Origin of the sequence: Pseudobacteroides sp. (genome assembly GCF_036567765.1) — a bacterium.
In the GTDB taxonomy this organism is placed as follows: Bacteria; Bacillota; Clostridia; order Acetivibrionales; family DSM-2933; genus Pseudobacteroides.
Genome location: NZ_DATCTU010000036.1, coordinates 34,106 through 52,380, shown reverse-complemented (window position 1 = coordinate 52,380; position 18,275 = coordinate 34,106). Strand labels below are relative to the sequence as shown.

General features: G+C 35.8%; 18 protein-coding genes and 1 other annotated feature. Of the genes, 13 read left to right on the top strand and 5 right to left on the bottom strand.

The window, feature by feature from the left end; genetic code table 11:
* Position 1: 1 nt before the first annotated feature.
* Together VIO64_RS06735 and VIO64_RS06730 are read right to left on the bottom strand one after the other, a co-directional pair.
* A complete protein-coding gene (locus VIO64_RS06735) occupies positions 2 to 1,210 on the bottom strand; it encodes a cohesin domain-containing protein (RefSeq protein WP_331916452.1) in 1,209 nt (402 codons plus the stop codon).
* A gap of 132 nt (positions 1,211 to 1,342) precedes the next feature.
* Positions 1,343 to 2,476: an aldo/keto reductase gene (locus VIO64_RS06730; RefSeq protein WP_331916450.1), complete on the bottom strand. Its 1,134-nt coding sequence runs from the start codon at positions 2,474 to 2,476 to the stop codon at positions 1,343 to 1,345.
* Positions 2,477 to 2,878: 402 nt separating this feature from the next.
* Here VIO64_RS06730 and VIO64_RS06725 point away from each other — a divergent pair, with 402 nt between their 5' ends.
* Both VIO64_RS06725 and VIO64_RS06720 read left to right on the top strand, forming a co-directional pair.
* Positions 2,879 to 3,079 carry a zinc-ribbon domain-containing protein gene (locus VIO64_RS06725; protein ID WP_331916448.1) on the top strand — a complete coding sequence of 67 codons (201 nt, stop codon included), beginning with the start codon at positions 2,879 to 2,881 and terminating at the stop codon, positions 3,077 to 3,079.
* Between the two features lie 234 nt (positions 3,080 to 3,313).
* The gene (locus VIO64_RS06720; protein ID WP_331916446.1) at positions 3,314 to 4,393 is read left to right on the top strand and encodes an LCP family protein; all 1,080 of its coding nucleotides are present in this window, start codon (positions 3,314 to 3,316) and stop codon (positions 4,391 to 4,393) included.
* A gap of 103 nt (positions 4,394 to 4,496) precedes the next feature.
* On the opposite strand, the gene VIO64_RS06715 is transcribed toward VIO64_RS06720, so the two are convergent.
* On the bottom strand, positions 4,497 to 5,105 hold the full coding sequence (locus VIO64_RS06715; RefSeq protein WP_331916444.1) for a hypothetical protein: 609 nt from the start codon (positions 5,103 to 5,105) through the stop codon (positions 4,497 to 4,499).
* 161 nt (positions 5,106 to 5,266) lie between these two features.
* Between VIO64_RS06715 and VIO64_RS06710 the strand changes: the two genes are divergently transcribed.
* Positions 5,267 to 6,052 carry an HD domain-containing protein gene (locus tag VIO64_RS06710; RefSeq protein ID WP_331916442.1) on the top strand — a complete coding sequence of 262 codons (786 nt, stop codon included), beginning with the start codon at positions 5,267 to 5,269 and terminating at the stop codon, positions 6,050 to 6,052.
* Positions 6,053 to 6,096: 44 nt separating this feature from the next.
* On the opposite strand, the gene glgP is transcribed toward VIO64_RS06710, so the two are convergent.
* The gene (gene glgP, locus VIO64_RS06705) at positions 6,097 to 8,664 is read right to left on the bottom strand and encodes an alpha-glucan family phosphorylase (protein WP_331916440.1); all 2,568 of its coding nucleotides are present in this window, start codon (positions 8,662 to 8,664) and stop codon (positions 6,097 to 6,099) included.
* Positions 8,665 to 9,268: 604 nt separating this feature from the next.
* Between glgP and VIO64_RS06700 the strand changes: the two genes are divergently transcribed.
* The 8 genes from VIO64_RS06700 (at position 9,269) to VIO64_RS06665 (ending at position 15,937) form a co-directional block, all read left to right on the top strand.
* On the top strand, positions 9,269 to 9,679 hold the full coding sequence (locus VIO64_RS06700; protein ID WP_331916438.1) for a putative ABC transporter permease: 411 nt from the start codon (positions 9,269 to 9,271) through the stop codon (positions 9,677 to 9,679).
* A gap of 108 nt (positions 9,680 to 9,787) precedes the next feature.
* Positions 9,788 to 10,837: a phosphodiester glycosidase family protein gene (locus VIO64_RS06695; protein WP_331916436.1), complete on the top strand. Its 1,050-nt coding sequence runs from the start codon at positions 9,788 to 9,790 to the stop codon at positions 10,835 to 10,837.
* The gene (locus VIO64_RS06690; protein WP_331916434.1) at positions 10,834 to 11,859 is read left to right on the top strand and encodes a hypothetical protein; all 1,026 of its coding nucleotides are present in this window, start codon (positions 10,834 to 10,836) and stop codon (positions 11,857 to 11,859) included. The genes VIO64_RS06695 and VIO64_RS06690 overlap by 4 nt, the downstream gene beginning before the upstream one ends.
* A 112-nt stretch (positions 11,860 to 11,971) precedes the next feature.
* A complete protein-coding gene (gene trxA / locus VIO64_RS06685; protein WP_331916432.1) occupies positions 11,972 to 12,301 on the top strand; it encodes a thioredoxin in 330 nt (109 codons plus the stop codon).
* A gap of 213 nt (positions 12,302 to 12,514) precedes the next feature.
* The gene (locus tag VIO64_RS06680) at positions 12,515 to 12,967 is read left to right on the top strand and encodes a hypothetical protein (RefSeq protein ID WP_331916430.1); all 453 of its coding nucleotides are present in this window, start codon (positions 12,515 to 12,517) and stop codon (positions 12,965 to 12,967) included.
* A 98-nt stretch (positions 12,968 to 13,065) separates the two neighbouring features.
* Positions 13,066 to 13,326 (top strand) — a binding site (T-box leader).
* Positions 13,327 to 13,450: 124 nt separating this feature from the next.
* On the top strand, positions 13,451 to 13,930 hold the full coding sequence (locus VIO64_RS06675) for an Lrp/AsnC family transcriptional regulator (RefSeq protein ID WP_331916428.1): 480 nt from the start codon (positions 13,451 to 13,453) through the stop codon (positions 13,928 to 13,930).
* The gene (locus VIO64_RS06670; RefSeq protein ID WP_331916426.1) at positions 13,927 to 15,096 is read left to right on the top strand and encodes a pyridoxal phosphate-dependent aminotransferase; all 1,170 of its coding nucleotides are present in this window, start codon (positions 13,927 to 13,929) and stop codon (positions 15,094 to 15,096) included. The genes VIO64_RS06675 and VIO64_RS06670 overlap by 4 nt, the downstream gene beginning before the upstream one ends.
* 10 nt (positions 15,097 to 15,106) lie before the next feature.
* Positions 15,107 to 15,937, top strand: coding sequence for a Cof-type HAD-IIB family hydrolase (locus VIO64_RS06665; protein WP_331916424.1), 831 nt, complete (start codon positions 15,107 to 15,109; stop codon positions 15,935 to 15,937).
* A 49-nt stretch (positions 15,938 to 15,986) separates the two neighbouring features.
* On the opposite strand, the gene VIO64_RS06660 is transcribed toward VIO64_RS06665, so the two are convergent.
* Positions 15,987 to 16,124: an aspartyl-phosphate phosphatase Spo0E family protein gene (locus VIO64_RS06660; RefSeq protein ID WP_331916422.1), complete on the bottom strand. Its 138-nt coding sequence runs from the start codon at positions 16,122 to 16,124 to the stop codon at positions 15,987 to 15,989.
* A 247-nt stretch (positions 16,125 to 16,371) separates the two neighbouring features.
* Between VIO64_RS06660 and VIO64_RS06655 the strand changes: the two genes are divergently transcribed.
* The gene (locus VIO64_RS06655) at positions 16,372 to 17,043 is read left to right on the top strand and encodes a helix-turn-helix domain-containing protein (RefSeq protein ID WP_331916420.1); all 672 of its coding nucleotides are present in this window, start codon (positions 16,372 to 16,374) and stop codon (positions 17,041 to 17,043) included.
* 220 nt (positions 17,044 to 17,263) lie between these two features.
* Positions 17,264 to 18,232 carry a hypothetical protein gene (locus tag VIO64_RS06650; RefSeq protein WP_331916418.1) on the top strand — a complete coding sequence of 323 codons (969 nt, stop codon included), beginning with the start codon at positions 17,264 to 17,266 and terminating at the stop codon, positions 18,230 to 18,232.
* Positions 18,233 to 18,275 lie beyond the last annotated feature (43 nt).

Sequence of the window (18,275 nt, the reverse complement as noted above, 5' to 3'; positions counted from 1 at the left end):
TTTAAGAACAGCAGGATCCGTATTTAAGGTTTGCCTCGAACCCCGCCAGGGCTGCTACATTTTGAACATTTATTGTTACCTTGAAAAGATCACTGGAAGAACTTGTTACTTTTTCTCCGCTTATTGATAAACTGCTTAGTTGTGCTGGAGGCTGAGTAGGTAATACTATTGAAGAAGGTGCTGTTGTATTGACAGGTATTTGAGTGGGTGTAGTCGTTGGAAAAGAAGTAGGAGTGGGTGTTGGCATGTAAGGTGTTAAAAAATGTGTTTTAGCTACACGGTAATTAAATATTTGATTTCCATCCCAGTCAGTCAATATTGTACCATTGTTTGCTTCCGGCATAGTGTCACAATTTGCTAGGCGTATCTCAGTTACTTCCTGTTTTAGCATTTTAAAATATATAACTGCAATAGAACCTGTGTGCTCAGGCATACCTGAGTTCTTATATGAATTTATTGCCATATATGCTCTGCCGAAATTAAGCATGCCATGTTCAAGGTCATGTTTTGCTAAATCTATTGGAGAATATTGCTTGTTTAATAAAGCGGCTGATTGAACAGTGGAATACATGTCAAATTCCGATCCGTCAGGATGAACAGGTTTAAGAACTTGAGGATCATATAGAAGGTTTGCCTGATACCCTGCAAAGTTAGCAATTCCATTTATGTAAATAGTTACTCTTGCTATATCGTTTGATTCTTTAACAGAGTTAATAAATAGTTGATTTATTTCAGTGGCTGGTGTAGGAGTAGAAGTCGGTAAAGGAGTAGAAGTAGGTGCTGCTGTGACTATTACTGGAATGGTTGTTGTAGGGGTTGGAGTAAAGGTTGGTGTAATGTCAGCTGTTGGTGTGAAAGTGGGTGTAGAAGTAGGTGTATGTGTCAGTGTTGGTGAAGGACTGGATTTTTCTGCTGGAAATTCTTGAATCATGCCCAAAAGGTGCTGACGCATATAAGCATAATCATCTGAGTTAAACTTCCCGTTTCCGTCAACATCTGCTGTGGCTGCAACCATATCAATACCTATCATGCCTAATAGATATTGTCTCATTAATGCATAGTCATCAGAATCAAAATTTCCGTCTTTGTCAACATCTCCGTAAACTATTTTTTCGGTTTCGGAGGCTGGTGATGCAAATACCGATAATACAGCTGAATTGACAAGAATCAGAGCTGTAACCAGCAATACAATAACTTTTCTCCCTTTCATACGTAAACTCTCCTTATATATTTATTTTACTAAGGCATGAATGAAAAATTACTTCCGCTTTTTGAGCGGGTGTTGACGAGTTGAGTCAACACATGGGCCTAATTTATAGCGGAAGTTGTTTTTTGATCATGACTAAGCTTTTTTGCCTAATATTGACGCGGTTTCTTTAAGCTGTTTTCTTATTTCCAGCTTTTGAGGGCATTTGTCTTCGCAAATACCGCATTCTGTACATTCCTCAGCTTTTTTGCCCTTTACCCAGTCAAACATACCTATTTGACTATACTGATCCCTTGCATAATCGGTTATTCCGTAAACCCTATGGTAATTCATCAATTGAAAATTGAGAGGTATATTTACTTCGTGTGGGCAAGGCATGCAGTAATTACACCCGGTACAATAGAGATCTTCCAATTTTCTATTTTCACTCATTGCAGCTTTAACATTTTCAATCTCACTGGCACTCAATTCAGAGTCCATTGAGGCTAATCTGCAATTTTCTTCAACCATTTCCATAGTGCCCATTCCTGAAAGTGCACATGAGACATTGGGGTTTGAAAGAACAAACCTGAGAGCTATTTCTGCACTAGTTTTAATCTTGCCTGGAAGCAAGCTTCTGATTGTTTCAGAAGGAGCCCCAAGCCTGCCTCCTCCTACAGGTCCCATTACAATAACCCCAAGACCCTTTTCCTTTGCTCTAGCCATAGCTTCCTCATTACTTCTATCCATCAGGTTGTATTGGCAGAGAACTGTCTCAAATACCCCTGTATCTATCAATTTGGGGAGATTTTCGGCTTTATCGTGAAACGAAAATGATATATGCTTAATGAGCCCTTGCTCCTTGGCCTTAAGGGCACCACTCAACGCTCCGTCTTTAACATTAATTTTTTCATTGAAACATTTAAGGTCAATACCCCACATATGATAGAAGTCAATATAATCAACACCCAGCTTCTTAAGTGACTTTTCTAATCTTTCCAAAAAGTGATCGCCCGATGCATCTTCTATCGGATTCTTGGTTGAAAGGTAGACTTTATCCCTCCATCCCTTCAGTGCTTTTCCTACGATAGTTTCGCTTTCTCCGTCACAATAATATGGTGCTGTATCAATATAATTGACGCCTAGATCAAATGCCCGGTGAATTATTCTAATACTTTCCTCTTCATCAAACACTTCTTTTCCTCCGATGTTCTTCTGGGGAAGTCTCATTGCACCAAATCCCAATGTTGAAATTTTAACACCGGTATTTCCAAAATCCCTATAGTTCATTTTTTACCTCCTTAAATTGGCAGTATGCTTGCATCATCGCTATATCAGAGACAAAATCGCTTGCGATTTTGCAACCGAAGTTGCCCGATTAACAGTAGTGCCAATTGATTTGTATATACTATTATAATAATATATAATTTTTAAGGTATATACAATATAATTTCCAAACTTGAATTTATAGGTATTGATTAAGTATAATATTACCATATTTGCCAGTAAAATTAAACATAACTGGGAAAATATGCATTGAATACTTTTAAAGATTGTAGTATAATATTAATAGTAAACAACACTAATTTAATTGTGATTTAATTCCCATTCGATCATTTTCCCTCCTTAATTTTCCGGAGAGACCATGGTAAGAATCTAGTTAAATCCCAAATAGTTAAGGAGGTATTTTTAATGGCCGACAAAACATTATCATGCAAAGATTGCGGTGCAGACTTTATTTTTTCCGAGGGTGAGCAAACCTTCTACAAAGAAAAAGGGTTTCAAAATGAACCGCAAAGATGTCCAACATGCAGGAAAGCTAAAAAATCACAACGCGGCGGGTTTGGTAACGGAAGAGGAAATTCAGGCGGCTATGGCGGCAATAGATATTAATAATTAGCTTAATAAAAGGGAGAGTGCAAACTCTCCTTTAATTGTTCATGCAACAGTACACATTTCTATATACATACCGCTGCCAAAGCAGCAAAGTTCCGCGAACAACGTAAATTGCTTCCTGCAAAATATATAATAACAATCCGTATTTTTCCTCCCAATCTTCAATCACTATTTATGCCTGAAATATGATAGAATATGTAATATACTAATGTTTAAAAGGAAGCCACACATATGAAAAAATATACGGGTGAAATAATATTTTCAATAATTGGAGTTATCTGCGGAATTATTGCTTATTTCGTAATATTAAATTCCATATTGGTAGATAAAGATGTAAAAGAAACTCCTATTGCTATAACCAATACACCTACCTCATTGCCTACACCAACATCTATTCCGACTCCAACTTCAGTTTCTACTCCGGAAGTAATAGACTATAACTCCATTCCTGGAGTTACAGAAGGGCAGTCTTACACCGATACCCTCGTTGCTGATGGAAGCAGAAACATTTTAATAATTGGAGAGGATAAGGTAGCGGGGCTTTATGATACTATCGGCATTTTAAGCATGGATGAAGAAGGAAAAACCGCCAAGATAATTATGATACCCAGAGACATGTATGTGAATTATAACAAAAAGGTAGTCCATTACCTAGAAACGGTGGGGAGGTCTAAAGACCCTTCTTTTTACAAAATCAATGCTGCATACAATATAGGAATCAAAATGAAATACGAAGGAAAGTTTACTGCAAGCTCAATAAACTTTTTGGCAGATATTGTAAAAGAAGTATTTAGAATAGAGATTAATGATTACATAAAGGTTAACACCGAGGGATTCAGACAAATAGTGGATTTGTTCGGAGGCGTAGATATTGATGTGCCATATGAAATGAATTATGATGATCCTTTTCAGGGCTTATCCATTCATCTAAAGAAGGGACGTCAGCACCTCAATGGGGGTCAAGCAGAAGGTTTTGTCAGATATCGGCAGGGATATGATGAAAACAAAGTGTTTAGGAGCCTGGGGGATCTAGAAAGAAAAAGAAACCAGATTGCATTTATAAAAGCATTTCTAAATCAGAAAATGACACTGGGAAATATAACAAAATTGCCCGGACTTATAAAGACACTGAACAAGAACATGAAAACGAGCATTGATGCCGGAGATGTACTTGTATCATATATGGGAACCCTTAAAGACCTGGCACTTGGCAAGTATAAGATTGAGAGTGCTACTATTACAGGTAAGAACAGCAGTATAAACGGCTCATATAGTTATATCGTCGGTCAGATAGAGGGTATAACCAATTAATTATCAGTTTTACCGCTGCTAAAATGTATTGGGTTAAGCACATTTTGACAGCGGTAAAATTTTTAATGTCTAAGCAAAATCCCTCTGAGATTTTGTTTATGTCCTATAGTGTACTCTTTATCAGTTCCCATAAGACATCACAAAGCTCGTTGCTTTCCAAATCAAATCCATAGTCATTTGAATGTGATCTGTTGCCTATTTCACAGAAGTTATCACCTGCATCGGCAAACAAGTAAAATTGTCCGATTGTAGGGCTATTTTTGCGTAGAATTTCAATCATTTGTCCGATAGTGAGGAGTGGCAGGCACTCATCCTTAATAAAAGAAATAGGCCGGTAAAAATCTAAACCCATTTCATCTGAAGACTCGAAACCCTGGTCTTCATCAGCTCCATCTTCGTCAAAATTATTATCCTCAGTGCCTTTTGGTGAGGAACAATCACTATCTGAGTTTATGGAAGCTTCTTCTGATCCCGAATCTTCCAACTCTTCTTCAGATGTACTTAAAATATCATAAAGTAAGATCTTATAACCACTATATATTTTAATATCCCCTATGACAAATTCATAATCCTCATATACCTCGTTAATAATATCCTTGCAAATGGATGCTACAGCGTGGTCAAATTTTTCTGGCTTCCACAGGGAATTGAGATTTTGCTTTTGTTCTGGAGTAAGGGAATTTAAATCTTGAATAGTTATTTTTTGCTTCATAAATAAAACCCTCCTTAAAAAGATGATATATATTATTAGTGATAAATAAATAATTTTGACAGATCCCAGTCCAAAATGTAAGATTATTAAATTCGAATAATATTATTATATTTGTAGTGCTAAAATATTACAAGAGGAATTACTATAAACGGAGGAAGACGATGGATAGAAGATTATTTGAATCAATGGACAATTTTTTTACAAATTATGTAATAGGATTTTATTCTGATGATGAGGAAATAAATTTTAATCTGAAGTTAAAAGAAGAGCATACAAAGAGGGTATGTTCAAATATTATCTCTATTGGTAAAGATCTGGGACTTGATGAATCAGACCGTGCCCTGGCAAATACCATTGCCTTATTTCATGACATTGGAAGGTTTGAGCAATTTACAAAATATAGAACTTTTTCAGACGTCAGATCGGAGAATCATTCCGAGCTGGGCATAAAAGTTCTTAATGAGACACATATATTAAATAAGCTTACCAATTATGAAAGAGATGTTGTCATAATGTCAATCCGTAATCATAATGCTTTAAGCCTGCCGGAGATGGAAGACTTAAAGGCTCTGACTTTTGCAAGACTTATTAGGGACGCCGACAAGCTTGATATATTGGGTATTTTGTCGGATTTCTACCAAAACCCCCAGAACTATGAGCATTTAAAGGTGGGAGAATCAGCAAAGATCTATGGGGTATCCGGAAATGTGCTGGAAAGCATTATGAATTTTCAAAACATAAAATACAGCGATGTCAAGTCGTCTGACGACATGAAGCTTTTGAGGCTTTCATGGATTTATGACATAAATTACAAATATACCCTTGTAAAAGTTAGGGAAAAGGGGTATTTAGAAGCCATTATAAATTCAATGCCAAAGACAGATGAAATTTTAAAGGTATATGAATTGCTTAAAGGCTATATAGCCCAAAAAACAGCTGGAGAATAAAAACGTTTTGTTTTTATTCTCCAGTTGTAATAAGATCATAGGTTTTACTGAAGCACCCATCTTACCAAACCCATTTCGAATTTGTTTATTAGATCTGGGTGGTATGGAGTAACCCTGAAAGTATAGCCATACTCCCCACCATCGGTGAAAGTAATGTCTGAGCTATACCTGTACAGGCCGTACTCAAGTTTTTCATCAAGCTTCATTTCAATAACTTCAGCACTTTCAATCATATTGTTTCTGCCTATAGCACCGTAGTATATTTCTACTTTTACCATTTCAGGATCAATGCTGCCAAGATAAACGGATGTGTTGATCTTAATGGTATCGCCGGATTTTGTTTTTTGTTCTTTAAGCTGGTTCATGGTTTTATCGGAGATAATCTGTACCTGTGACCAGTTTTTCTCAATATTTGCTTTCCAATCAGCCAATTCCTTTGCAAAACTGAACTTGTTGGCCGTAATTTTAGATACCCTTTCCATTGTAGGTATATAGAATCTGTTGTTATACTCCTGAACCATTCTATGGGTACTGTACTGGGCAGTTAATGACTTTATGGATTCTTTCATTACATCAACCCATTTTACCGGTATGCCGTTTTCATCACGGTGGTAGTAAGTAGGTATGATCTGATTTTCCAGTATGCTGTAGATTGACTCACTGTCAGCGTTATCCTGGTTATATTCATTGTCATAGTATGTGTCATCGCCGATTGCCCAGCCGTTTTTTCCGTTATAACCTTCGCACCACCAGCCATCAAGGATACTGAAGTTGATAGCACCATTGATACAAACCTTCTGTCCGCTGGTTCCACTGGCTTCTAAAGGACGTCTTGGGTTATTGAGCCAAATATCTACGCCCTGGACCATTATTCTTGCAAGGGTCATATTATAGTTTTCAAGCAAAATGACCTTTCCTTTAAAGCCTTCCTGTTTTGCAATATCGTTAATGTTCTTAATAATTTCATGAGCAGGCCTGTCAGCAGGATGAGCTTTACCAGCAAATATTATCTGCACAGGCATCTCCGGATTATTTAACATTTTAAGTATTCTTGCAACATCTCTGAATATGAGATTTGCACGTTTATATGTGGCAAACCTTCTCGCAAAACCTATTGTAAGTGCATTGGAATCCAGAACAGAATCTACTTCTTTTATGCTTTCTGCGGATTCACCGTTTGCAATTTTCTGTTCCTTCAACTTGCTGCGTATATAACCGATCATTTTGGTTTTTAATACGCTGTGGGTTTTCCATAACTCATCACTAGGAATGTTATCAACCTTATCCCAGACAGATCTGTCATACAACCTTTCTTTCCAATCGGCATCAAGATATTTATCAAATATATGTTTAATGCTCGGTGAAAGCCAGGTCAAGGTGTGTATTCCGTTGGTGATATGTGTGATAGGAACATCCTCTTCAGGCAGCCCGGGCCACACATTGTTGAAGATGTTTCTTGAAACAGCACCGTGCAATTCACTTACACCATTTTTTCTTCCGGACAGGTTAAGAGCAAGTACCGTCATGTTAAAATTCTGATGCTCTCCTACCCTAAGGCCAAGGTCTAGGAATTCATGCCTGCTTATACCCAAAAGTCCCCAGAAATTACTAAAATACTTGTCGATCATTTGGATTGGGAATACGTCATTACCTGCAGGAACCGGCGTATGAGTTGTAAATATGGATGAAGATGATACTATTTCCTTCGCCTGCCTGAAAGGAATCTTGCTTTCCTGTATAAGCTTTCTCATAAGCTCAAGACCCATAAAGGACGAGTGGCCTTCATTCATATGATACACTGTAGCTTTGATGCCCAATGCTTCTAAAGTTCTTATTCCGCCGATACCCAGGAATATTTCCTGCTGAATTCTTGTTTCCTGATCACCGCCATAAAGTCTGGAAGTCAGCCAACGATCGCTTGCGTTGTTTTGTTCAACATCGGTATCCATAAAGTAGATACTGACACGTCCAACTTTAACCTGCCAGATTTGTGCAAAGACTACCCTTCCTGGCAGTTCTACATTTATGAATATTTTCTCTCCGTTTTTACCCAGTGCAGGAGTTATTGGCAGTTGGGAAACATTTAAGTCGGTAAAATTGGTTTCCTGCCATCCGTCGTAGTTGATTCTTTGACTGAAGTAGCCTTGCTTATAAAAAAGTCCTATTGCGGTAAATGGTATTCCCAGATCACTTGCAGATTTACAATGATCGCCCGACAAAACACCCAGACCGCCTGAATAAATAGGCAATACTTCATTTAAGCCATACTCTGCTGAAAAATATGCAATCATATCATCCTTTTTATCAGGATAATTCTTATTGAACCAAGTATTTTTTTCACTCATATAACGATCAAAACTTGCTACAACTTCCTCATAACGTTGCATATAGTCAGAGTCGTTCAACTTTTGTTCCAACTTTTTCTGGCTAACTTCCTGCAAAAACCTCACAGGGTTTTTATTTAGCTTTTCCCAAAGAGCCAGGTCGATTTCTCTATAAAGGTCTATTGCATCGGAGTTCCATGACCACCATAGATTATATGCAATATCATTCAACCTGTTAAGCTTTTGTGGTATTACAGCTGTTACTTTTATCTTTCCTAAAAGATACATATGCAACCTCCATTTATTTTCGTATTATTTATTATTACCAATTTTTAATTAATAATATCATAATATATAAAAATCAATAAATTTAGTTCAAGGTTTAGTATTTGGGGGTAAAATCCATTATTTGCAGTATATTACAAAAAGATTTCCGTAATAAAAATAAAAACCGTAAATTTAAAATTAAAACAGCTAAATAAATTCCATCACGAAACATTAGACACAGATTAATTATATTAATTTTAAAGCGTATTATGAAAAACAGTTAAACAATTAACTATATGAAAAGTGTAAATTTTCTGACAAATACAAGAGACTATTCACTTTTCATATAATGAAGAAGCAATTTGGAAAAGCATTTTATTAGCTTCCTTAAAGCACAATATTAAAGTATCATGCAATACTTTGTTTAAATATAAAGGCCTTAAAAAAGACATCAAGAATTCATATAAAATATAATATCATAATTTCGGGAATTTTGGTAGACTTTTTTTAAAAAATATATATTTTATTAGTTAATATGCTAATTTAATATCTAATATACTAATGAAATCTAGAAAAGCTAAATATTACTCAAATAAAAATTTTGATATTTAAGAAAAATAATTGTATGATAAAAAGATACATTATTTATGGATTAATAGGATGGAATACGGAAGTTATATGGACAGGATTGCATTCATTAATGGTGGGAGACTTGAGGTTAAGCGGGTTTACTAACCTTTGGATGTTTTTTATATACGGATTGGCGGTTTTTCTTGAACCCATTCATGATATAATAAGTAGGTGGAGGTGGATTATCAGGGGAATAATTTGGGTTTTTGTCATATGGGGAATAGAATATGCTACAGGTTTTATACTTGAAAATATTATAAACCTTAAGCCTTGGATATATAAAGGTCCTTATGCCATTGATGGTTTAATAAGATTGGATTATTTTCCCTGGTGGTTTGCAGCGGGGCTAATATTTGAAAAAATTCACAAAACTTTGGATATTTACATTTTAGATAGTAGATTGTAAAGTTATATATATGCAAATTTTTAAAACATGATATTAATTCTGAAATAAGACAATGTGAATATATAGAAAATTCATTGACATATGTACCAATTTTGGAGGGAGTCTCAAGTGAGGAAGTTTAGATTAAAAAATGACCAGAACTTTGGTGGTGAGCTTACAGCTAAAAAGAGTAAGAAGAGGCGTATATTAACCCATATACTGATATTTTTGATTTTTGAGATAGTATTTACCAGTGTAACACTGCCCATATTGATTTTTTATGGGCCCTTTGAAAATGTGAAGGGCACAATAACGGGGATGTCATGGAATACTTTTACGCATCAGTATATTGCCAAGTTTTTTTTAAGCGATGAGGCCATCAATAGAATTGTATCCAGTAGCTTTGCCGAGGACCCGCTGGATAATGGTGGAGTTATTCAGAAACTAAATTTCGGCTCAAATCATGATGACAAAATAGAAGTTTATAATATAGATGGAGGAAGTTTTATAGGAAAGCTTATGCTTGTGTACGATCCTTCAAGAGTTAAAGTAGGTTATTCAAAGAACTTTCCAAAATCCGGTGAGACTACCAGCTCCATTGCTAAAAGAAATGGGGCTATTGCTGCAATAAATGCAGGTGGGTTTATGGATGTGGGATGGACAGGCACCGGTGGTGCACCTATGGGATATATTATACATGATGGTAAAATAGTTATTAATCAGAAAAGCAATACTGCTAAGCAGGACACTGCTGCATTTACCGATCAAATGTTGATTGTGGGCAAACATTCTGTAAATCAGCTTATAAATGAGTATGGGGTAAAGGAAGGTGTAAGCTTCGGACCTCCCCTGGTTGTAAACGGCCAGAATACAATAAAAAGAGGTGACGGCGGTTGGGGAATAGCACCTAGGACTGCTATAGGACAAAGGGACGACGGCACAGTCATACTTCTCGTAATTGACGGAAGAAGAGCTGGTTCTGTAGGAGCTACTCTTCGCGATGTTCAGGATATATTCTTGAAGTATGGTGCAAAAAATGCGGTTAATCTCGATGGAGGCTCTTCGACTACCATGTATTTTAATGGAAAAATTATTAACAAACCTTCCGACGGTTTGGGAGAACGGGCTGTTGCATCTGTATTCATGGTTGTTCCCGGGAAGGCTGGTGGAAAGAAGTGAAAATTTTAAAAAGGGTCTATAAATGGATTATTCTTTCAGTAGTGCTTCAAATAGCAGTCCTTGCATATTTCAATTATGATTATTTGTTAAAGGAGCACGAGATAAAAGCCACCAGCTATGAGGTAAGTGATGAAGTACAGGAAAATGAGAAGAAAAGCGTGAAAATAGAAGATGGAACATCTCTGCATAAGGTTTCCTATGACGGTAATCATGCAGCATGGTTATTATCCGGAAAGATACATGTATACGACCTGAAAAATAAAAAATCGGAAGATATCATAGAAGGCTCCAATGGTGATATAAACTACTATAAGTGGTTGCCCGACAGGAATATTATAATATATTCTGTAAGCAATGCTGCAGGTAAAATTAATGTACTTACTAAAGATATTGAAACAGGAACTATACACGATTATCCCGTAATATCGGGTTTGGCAAAAAACAGTGAGGTTAAAGACATAGAACTGTCACCTCTGACCAACGTAGTTTATGTAAAAGTACAAACAAGCTCCACAAGGGCAAGGATTTATAAATATGATATTATGGACAATTTAAGCTATATAATGATATTTGATAGCTCATCAACCATTAAGGAAGCCAATCTTTCAGATAAGCTGTTTTATGATGAAGGAAACGGAAGGATAATGGTGTGGGATGGAAAGCGGAAAAGCAAAAGCCGTATATCAACCGAAGATAAAGTGTTTCTTATAGGTGTTGATGCTGAGGATAACCTTTATGTAGGAAATAAGGATTCCGGCGGTAAAATAACCAAACTGCTATACAGTAAGCAGGATAAGGAATCAGACGACAAATGGTATGAAATAAACCTTAAAACTCCTTGTGATAAAAACCATTTGTTTGTTACAAAGGGCGGGGGTGTTTATATGATTGATAAAGTGAATAAAGTGGTTATAAACTTGAAAAATAGTGTGGAGACTAAATATGAAGGTGAATTTATTGAGATACTGGATAATTATATAGTTTATTCAGATAATAATAAACTAATGGTGGACAGCTTTTAAAACATTTTTGTTTAGCTTTTAGGGCTTAGGGTAAAAAGTAATATAATTTACAAAATATAATTATAATTAATATTTATTATAATGTTTTTATTAAATGAATGGAGGATTTTCTATGGCTAGTGAAAAGGTGTTAATAATTAGTAAGGATAATTTTGAGAGTGAGGTTGTGAAATCAGATATGCCGGTATTGGTTGATTTTTGGGCTTCATGGTGTGGGCCATGCATGACCATAGGACCAATAATTGATTCATTAGCTGATGAATATGATGGAAAGGTAAAGGTCTGCAAGGTTAATGTAGATAATGAAGGGGAATTGACCAGAAAGTACAGAGTTATGAGTATTCCGACCATATTAGTGTTTAAAAACGGGGAAATTGTTGACAAAGTTGTAGGCAGCCGATCCAAGAACGAGTTTAAAGAGGTTATAGATAAGAATTTATAATTAATTTATAAATAATTAATATAATTAGAATAAAAAAGAGGATTTTTCGAATTTGTATTGAATATGTATAGGTGAATCAAATATAAATTGATAGCTGAAATGAATTTTAATCAATTTTATACTGAACTATGAAAAGTGGCTAATCTCATACACCTTTCATAGCTATAACTTTATTTAAATACGATTCTACTATACATAGAGGAGGCAGTACAAATGTCAGGGGAAAAACGGTTTGGAAGTTCATTTTTAGGTGGTTTTGCAAAATCTGACGTAAACGCCTATATTGAAAGAATGCTTAAGGAGTTTGATGATAGACTAAAACAGAAGGACAATGAAATTTCAATGCTTAAAAATCAAAACAGGGAGCTTCGTATCAAGTATGAGGACCTTGAGAGAAGAATGGGACAGGTTAATGAAGACAGGGTTAAGATAGCTGACGCAATAATAATAGCTAAGGAAAAAGCAGAAACTATTATTGAGGAAGCTCGAAAGGAAGCATTGGAAGAAAAGAAAAAGTTGGAGCAGACAATCGAAAGTGAAAAAGAAAAACTGGTTGATGTGAGAAGAGAACTAAAGAGTCTTAAGACTGAAGTTATACAAAGGCTTAAGAAATTTGAACAGCAGATTACAGAAGTTATTGATGATGAGGATGAAGAAGATAATTAACAACAAAATCACAAGCGATTTTGTTTGCCTTAAAAAATTGTTGAAATTTTAATTTCGTTTTCGTATAATACAATATATATTAAAAGTCTTAATAAGGTTATATATCAATGACAGGGAAGAGTATATATAGACAATTTTAAGAGAGTTAGCGTATGGTGGAAGTCTAACAAAGGACTATATAGAAAGCAGCCCTTGAGATTCACTTTGAGAAATCCGATGTTATATGTTAAATTAACATTTCGGACATTAGAAGATGACGGAACCTCGCGTTATAGAGGAACGGTATATTTTGTACCGGTTGAGATGGCATTTTAAATGCTAATTAGGGTGGTACCGCGGAATACTCCTTCGCCCCTTTTTTGGGGAAGGAGTTTTTTTAATGTCCAAGATATTTTAGTGTATGACGGCGTGTTTGTGCAAATAATATATAGACTATAATTCGGTATATATAATAACGATAATAAATAAAAGGAGAGATGATGAATGGAAGAGATTTTAGAACTATTAGAAAGCAATGGCAAACTTACAGAAGAGCAGATGGCGGTTATGCTTGGGAAGACTGTTGACGAAGTAAGAGAGAGCATTAAGAAGTATGAAGAAGACAATACAATCGCTGGATACACTGCAATGATCAACTGGGAGAAAACAGGGAAAGAGAGCGTAACAGCATTGATTGAGCTTAAGGTAACTCCCCAGAGAGGAGAGGGGTTTGACAAGGTGGCGGAGAGAATATACAGATATCCTCAGGTTAAGGCCTGCTACCTTATGTCAGGAGGCTTTGATCTGACTGTAATTGTCGAAGGGAAAACAATGAAGGAAGTTGCACTGTTTGTTGCCGAGAAGCTGGCTCCTTTAGAATATGTTTTAAGCACAGCAACACATTTTGTATTGAAAAAGTATAAAGATAAGGGAACGATATTTGAGGAAAAAACCAAGGATGACAGGGAGGCAATAATATTATGAAAATGTCGGATATGATTACCCCAACTATAAAAAATATTCCTCCTTCAGGGATCAGAAAATTTTTTGATCTTGTGAATGAAATGAAGGATGCAATTTCCCTTAGTATAGGTGAGCCGGATTTCGTTACGCCCTGGAGTGTTAGAGAAGCCGGAATATACTCTTTGGAAAAAGGCCATACCCATTATTCACCCAACTCGGGTTTTATTGAGCTAAGAACAGAAATTTCAAAATATTATAAAAGAAAATTTAGCGTAGAATACAATCCCAAAAACCAGATTATTGTCACTGTAGGAGGAAGCGAAGGAATTGACATTGCTTTAAGGTCTTTGGTCGGACCGGGAGATGAGGTTATTATACCGGAACCAAGCTTTGTAGCATATAAGCCCTGCACTATTTTGACAGGTGCAACCCCGGTAATAATAAACTTGAGGGTTGAGGATCAGTTCAGGCTTACTCCTGAGATTCTTGAAAAAGCTATTACCCCCAAGACCAAAGTACTTATACTTCCGTACCCCAATAATCCTACGGGAGCAATTATGACCAGAGAGGATCTCGACAAGATTGTTGAAGTACTTAAGGATAAAGACATTGTTGTGTTATCTGATGAGATTTACTCAGAACTGACATATGAAGGAAAGCATGTATCAATTGCCAGCTACCCTGAGATGAAGGATAAGACACTTATAATAAATGGATTTTCCAAATCTTATGCTATGACCGGCTGGAGGCTTGGATATGCTTGCGGCCATCCTGACCTTATAGGGGCTATGTATAAAATACATCAATTTGCAATAATGTCGTCTCCTACCACTTCTCAATATGCGGCCATTGAAGCATTAAGAAACGGTGATAGCGATATACAGATGATGACTCGTGAATACAACAGGAGAAGAAGAGTAATGGTTGACGGTTTTAGAAAAGTAGGTTTGGAGTGCTTTGAACCGTTAGGTGCTTTCTATGTATTTCCTTGTATCAAATCAACCGGTCTTAGTTCGGAAGAATTTTGTGAGAGATTGCTTTCGGAAGAAAAAGTAGCAATTGTACCCGGTACTGCATTCGGTGACTCTGGAAATGGTTTTATCAGAGCGTGCTATGCTTATTCCGTTGATAATATAGTGGAAGCTTTAAAGAGAGTAGAAAGGTTTGTGGCAAAAATAAAAAAGTAAATGGTGATTTATGAGTAAAATAATATTTATTGATTTGGATGGTACACTTTTAGACAGCGGCAAAAAGATTTCAAAGGAAAACAAAGATGCCATCAAGAGTGCGGAAGAAAAGGGGCTAAAAGTAATAATTTGTACAGGCAAGGTGTTTAGATCGGCTAAGAGGTTTGCCCATGAGGCTGGCATATCAGGGCCGCTTATATCCTGTAATGGTGCAGAAATAAGGGATATAGCAACAGAAAAGTTGTTATATTCCGATTTTCTAAGGAAAGAAGATTGCTATAAAGTGATTGATATATGCAGGAAAGAGAATATATACTTTCATGCATATATCAATCATGATATGTTTACTGAAATGGATGAGTGCCCCACGCCTCTTTACTGGAGGGAGAATACCGAGGTTCCTGAGGAATATCGGGTTAAGATAGAGGTTGTTTCCGATTTTAAGGAAACTTTAAAAAACAGTAGTGAAAGTGTATCCAAATTTCTTATGGTTTCACATGATCCTCATCAGCTTATTGAAGTGAGAAGACTTTTAGAGGAGATTGATACGATAAACGTAATGTGCTCCGAACATGATAACATTGAAGTGGTAAATAAAAGTGTAAGTAAAGGCACCGCTTTAGTTTTTGTTAGTGAGTTTGAAAAATATAAGGGATACGAGACAGTTGCTATGGGGGATAGTGAGAATGACTTATCCATGCTCTTGAAATCTCAATATAAGGTTGCAATGGGCAACGCCAATGAAGCATTAAAAAATATTGCTGATTTTGTATCAGTAACAAATGATGAAAATGGCGTAGCAAAAGCCATTGATAATATTTTAAACAACTGCCCAAAATAACAAAAGTATTTTGCTCCAATCCGTAAGGAGTAGTATTTGCTGTAGGCAATTAATGCCTACAGCTACTTTTAATATAGCATAAAATTAAGTCATCTAATTCTTGACTGATTTTTAATATATCCTCCGTATTTCCTGTATCCATAACCTCGTACAGCTTGTTACGGAGCTGTTCTAACTGCTCTAACATAAAAACCTCCAAAAAACCATTGCTCGTTAAAAGCAAATATTAAAATTTCAGTATTTTATATTCAAGTATTTTGTGATAGAATATCAACAATAATAGCTTATTTTAATTTTAAGGCAACAGAACGTTGCTGTCAATAATAAAAGAATTATATGCAAACAAAATGTTGCTTTGGTATATAATTTATTTATTGGTAGGATTTATTGTAATTAAGTATAAAGGGAAGAATACTTTTTGAGGTGAAGCAAAAGTGGATTTTTCAAGGATGCTGAAGCAGCTGAGGGAGGAAAAGAGCCTATCCCAAAAGGATATTGCCGAATATTTGGGCTTGACGCGTCAAGCCGTTGCTTCATATGAGCTTGCCAAGAGAGAGCCTGATTATGATGTTCTTAAAAAATTGGCAGATTACTTTGGTGTTTCGGTAGATTACTTGCTAGGTAGAGTAAAATGCAAGGATGTAAATGCCATTACCGTTGGAAGAAATATAGATTTAATCAGGGGCAATATGACATTTAAGGAAATGTCTGAAAGTATCAGTAAAAAGATGGGTACCATGATATTTCCTGAAATGCTTGAGCTTTATGCTAGAGGCGAGAGAATGCCATTTAGTGCTACTTTAAAAATAATAGCAAAATATGCAGGTGTCAGAGAGACCTTTTTTTACACACATAACACATTGTTGACTTTTGAAAGAGAAAAGGAGTTGTATAAAAGAGAGGAAGAGCTTAATAGTGTAAATCATGCCAATAAAGAGCCAAAGGTAGAATTGATACTCATAGATGATGAATTAAAAAAATGGATAGCTAAGGAAAGTAGTATAGATTATTTGCGACTGGCCAAAAGCATACAGGAAGCAGGTATTCCTCCTGCGGTTTTGGAACCTTTGATAAAGACTATTAAAAGTAATAGCAGGGTTGATTAATACCTGGAATTCAATTTTTACATATTTTGTCTTGATTAACCGCTTTTCAATTGGTTATCTATATAAATATTTCAACTATTATTATTTCTAATTTTGTCACAGCATAATAACGATTACTTTTGCTTGTTTTGAATTGATATATGTTTACCATAATCATTTTACATTTATAAGTGTTGTAAAATATATAAAAGTAATATAACTTTATTTGGGAGGTTTTATTATGATATGGTTTAAAAAAGCTGCGGTATTTTTTATGCTGATTTTTTTGGCTGTGCAGTTTCAATCCATTTCGTTTACAGCAGCTCAAAAAGATCAGTACACTCAAATGATAAAAAAGCAGGGTGATGTTATTATTTCTTTCAGGTATCAAAAAAACATCGATATGCATGTGGTTATTGGAAAATGTGGTGTAAACCAAATGGTAAACTTCAAGAGGATCTATCTAGAAAAAAATAATAGCAACAAAGTAAATGCTGCTGTCGGCAAGAAGGCAGAATTGTTTATGAAGTCACGTACCGATTGGTTAGGGCCTTATGTTGTAAAGTCACTTATTGGCGGTGATGGAGGAACGTATGCATTTACAGGAGGATGGCACAGTATTGTCCGTGATAATAAGACATACAAGACAGGTAAGACAGTAAAATTCGATGTGGCATCGGGAAACCGAATTTTAAAAGAAAATACGGAAGCTGCCGGGCCAGCAGTTATTCATATTACAAACTTGATCCAAGGGTTTAATACCAATAAGGCCGGCAGGGATATAATAAGGGAAGATATACAGATTGAAGCAGATAGGGGACAATTCAAAGTGAATGTAAAAACTACTGCTTTAGAAGATGTATTTCTAATGAAATACTATGGGCTTCAAACCCAGAACGATTCGTGGCAGGGTGTTCAATATATGAAAGGCCCTATAAATTCCATCAGACGGTATTCGGAATCGGGACCAAAAATAAGCACAGGCATAGCAAACAACTTTTCTCTTTTGTCAAAGGATAAAAAAATAAGGCTTTTATGCAGCCTCAGTGATAAAACAGGACTTGGAACATTCGATAATATACCTGGATATATGCCCACCGTGTTTACCGAATCTTACGGGAAAACATACTTTAACCTTATAAACGGTAAAGGAAAGCGTTTAAATAAAAATGAAAGTATTATGTGGTCGGGTAAGTATGAGTTCCTGTAGAATACACCATAACTTACCGGATATTAAAAAGAAGGAAAGCTTT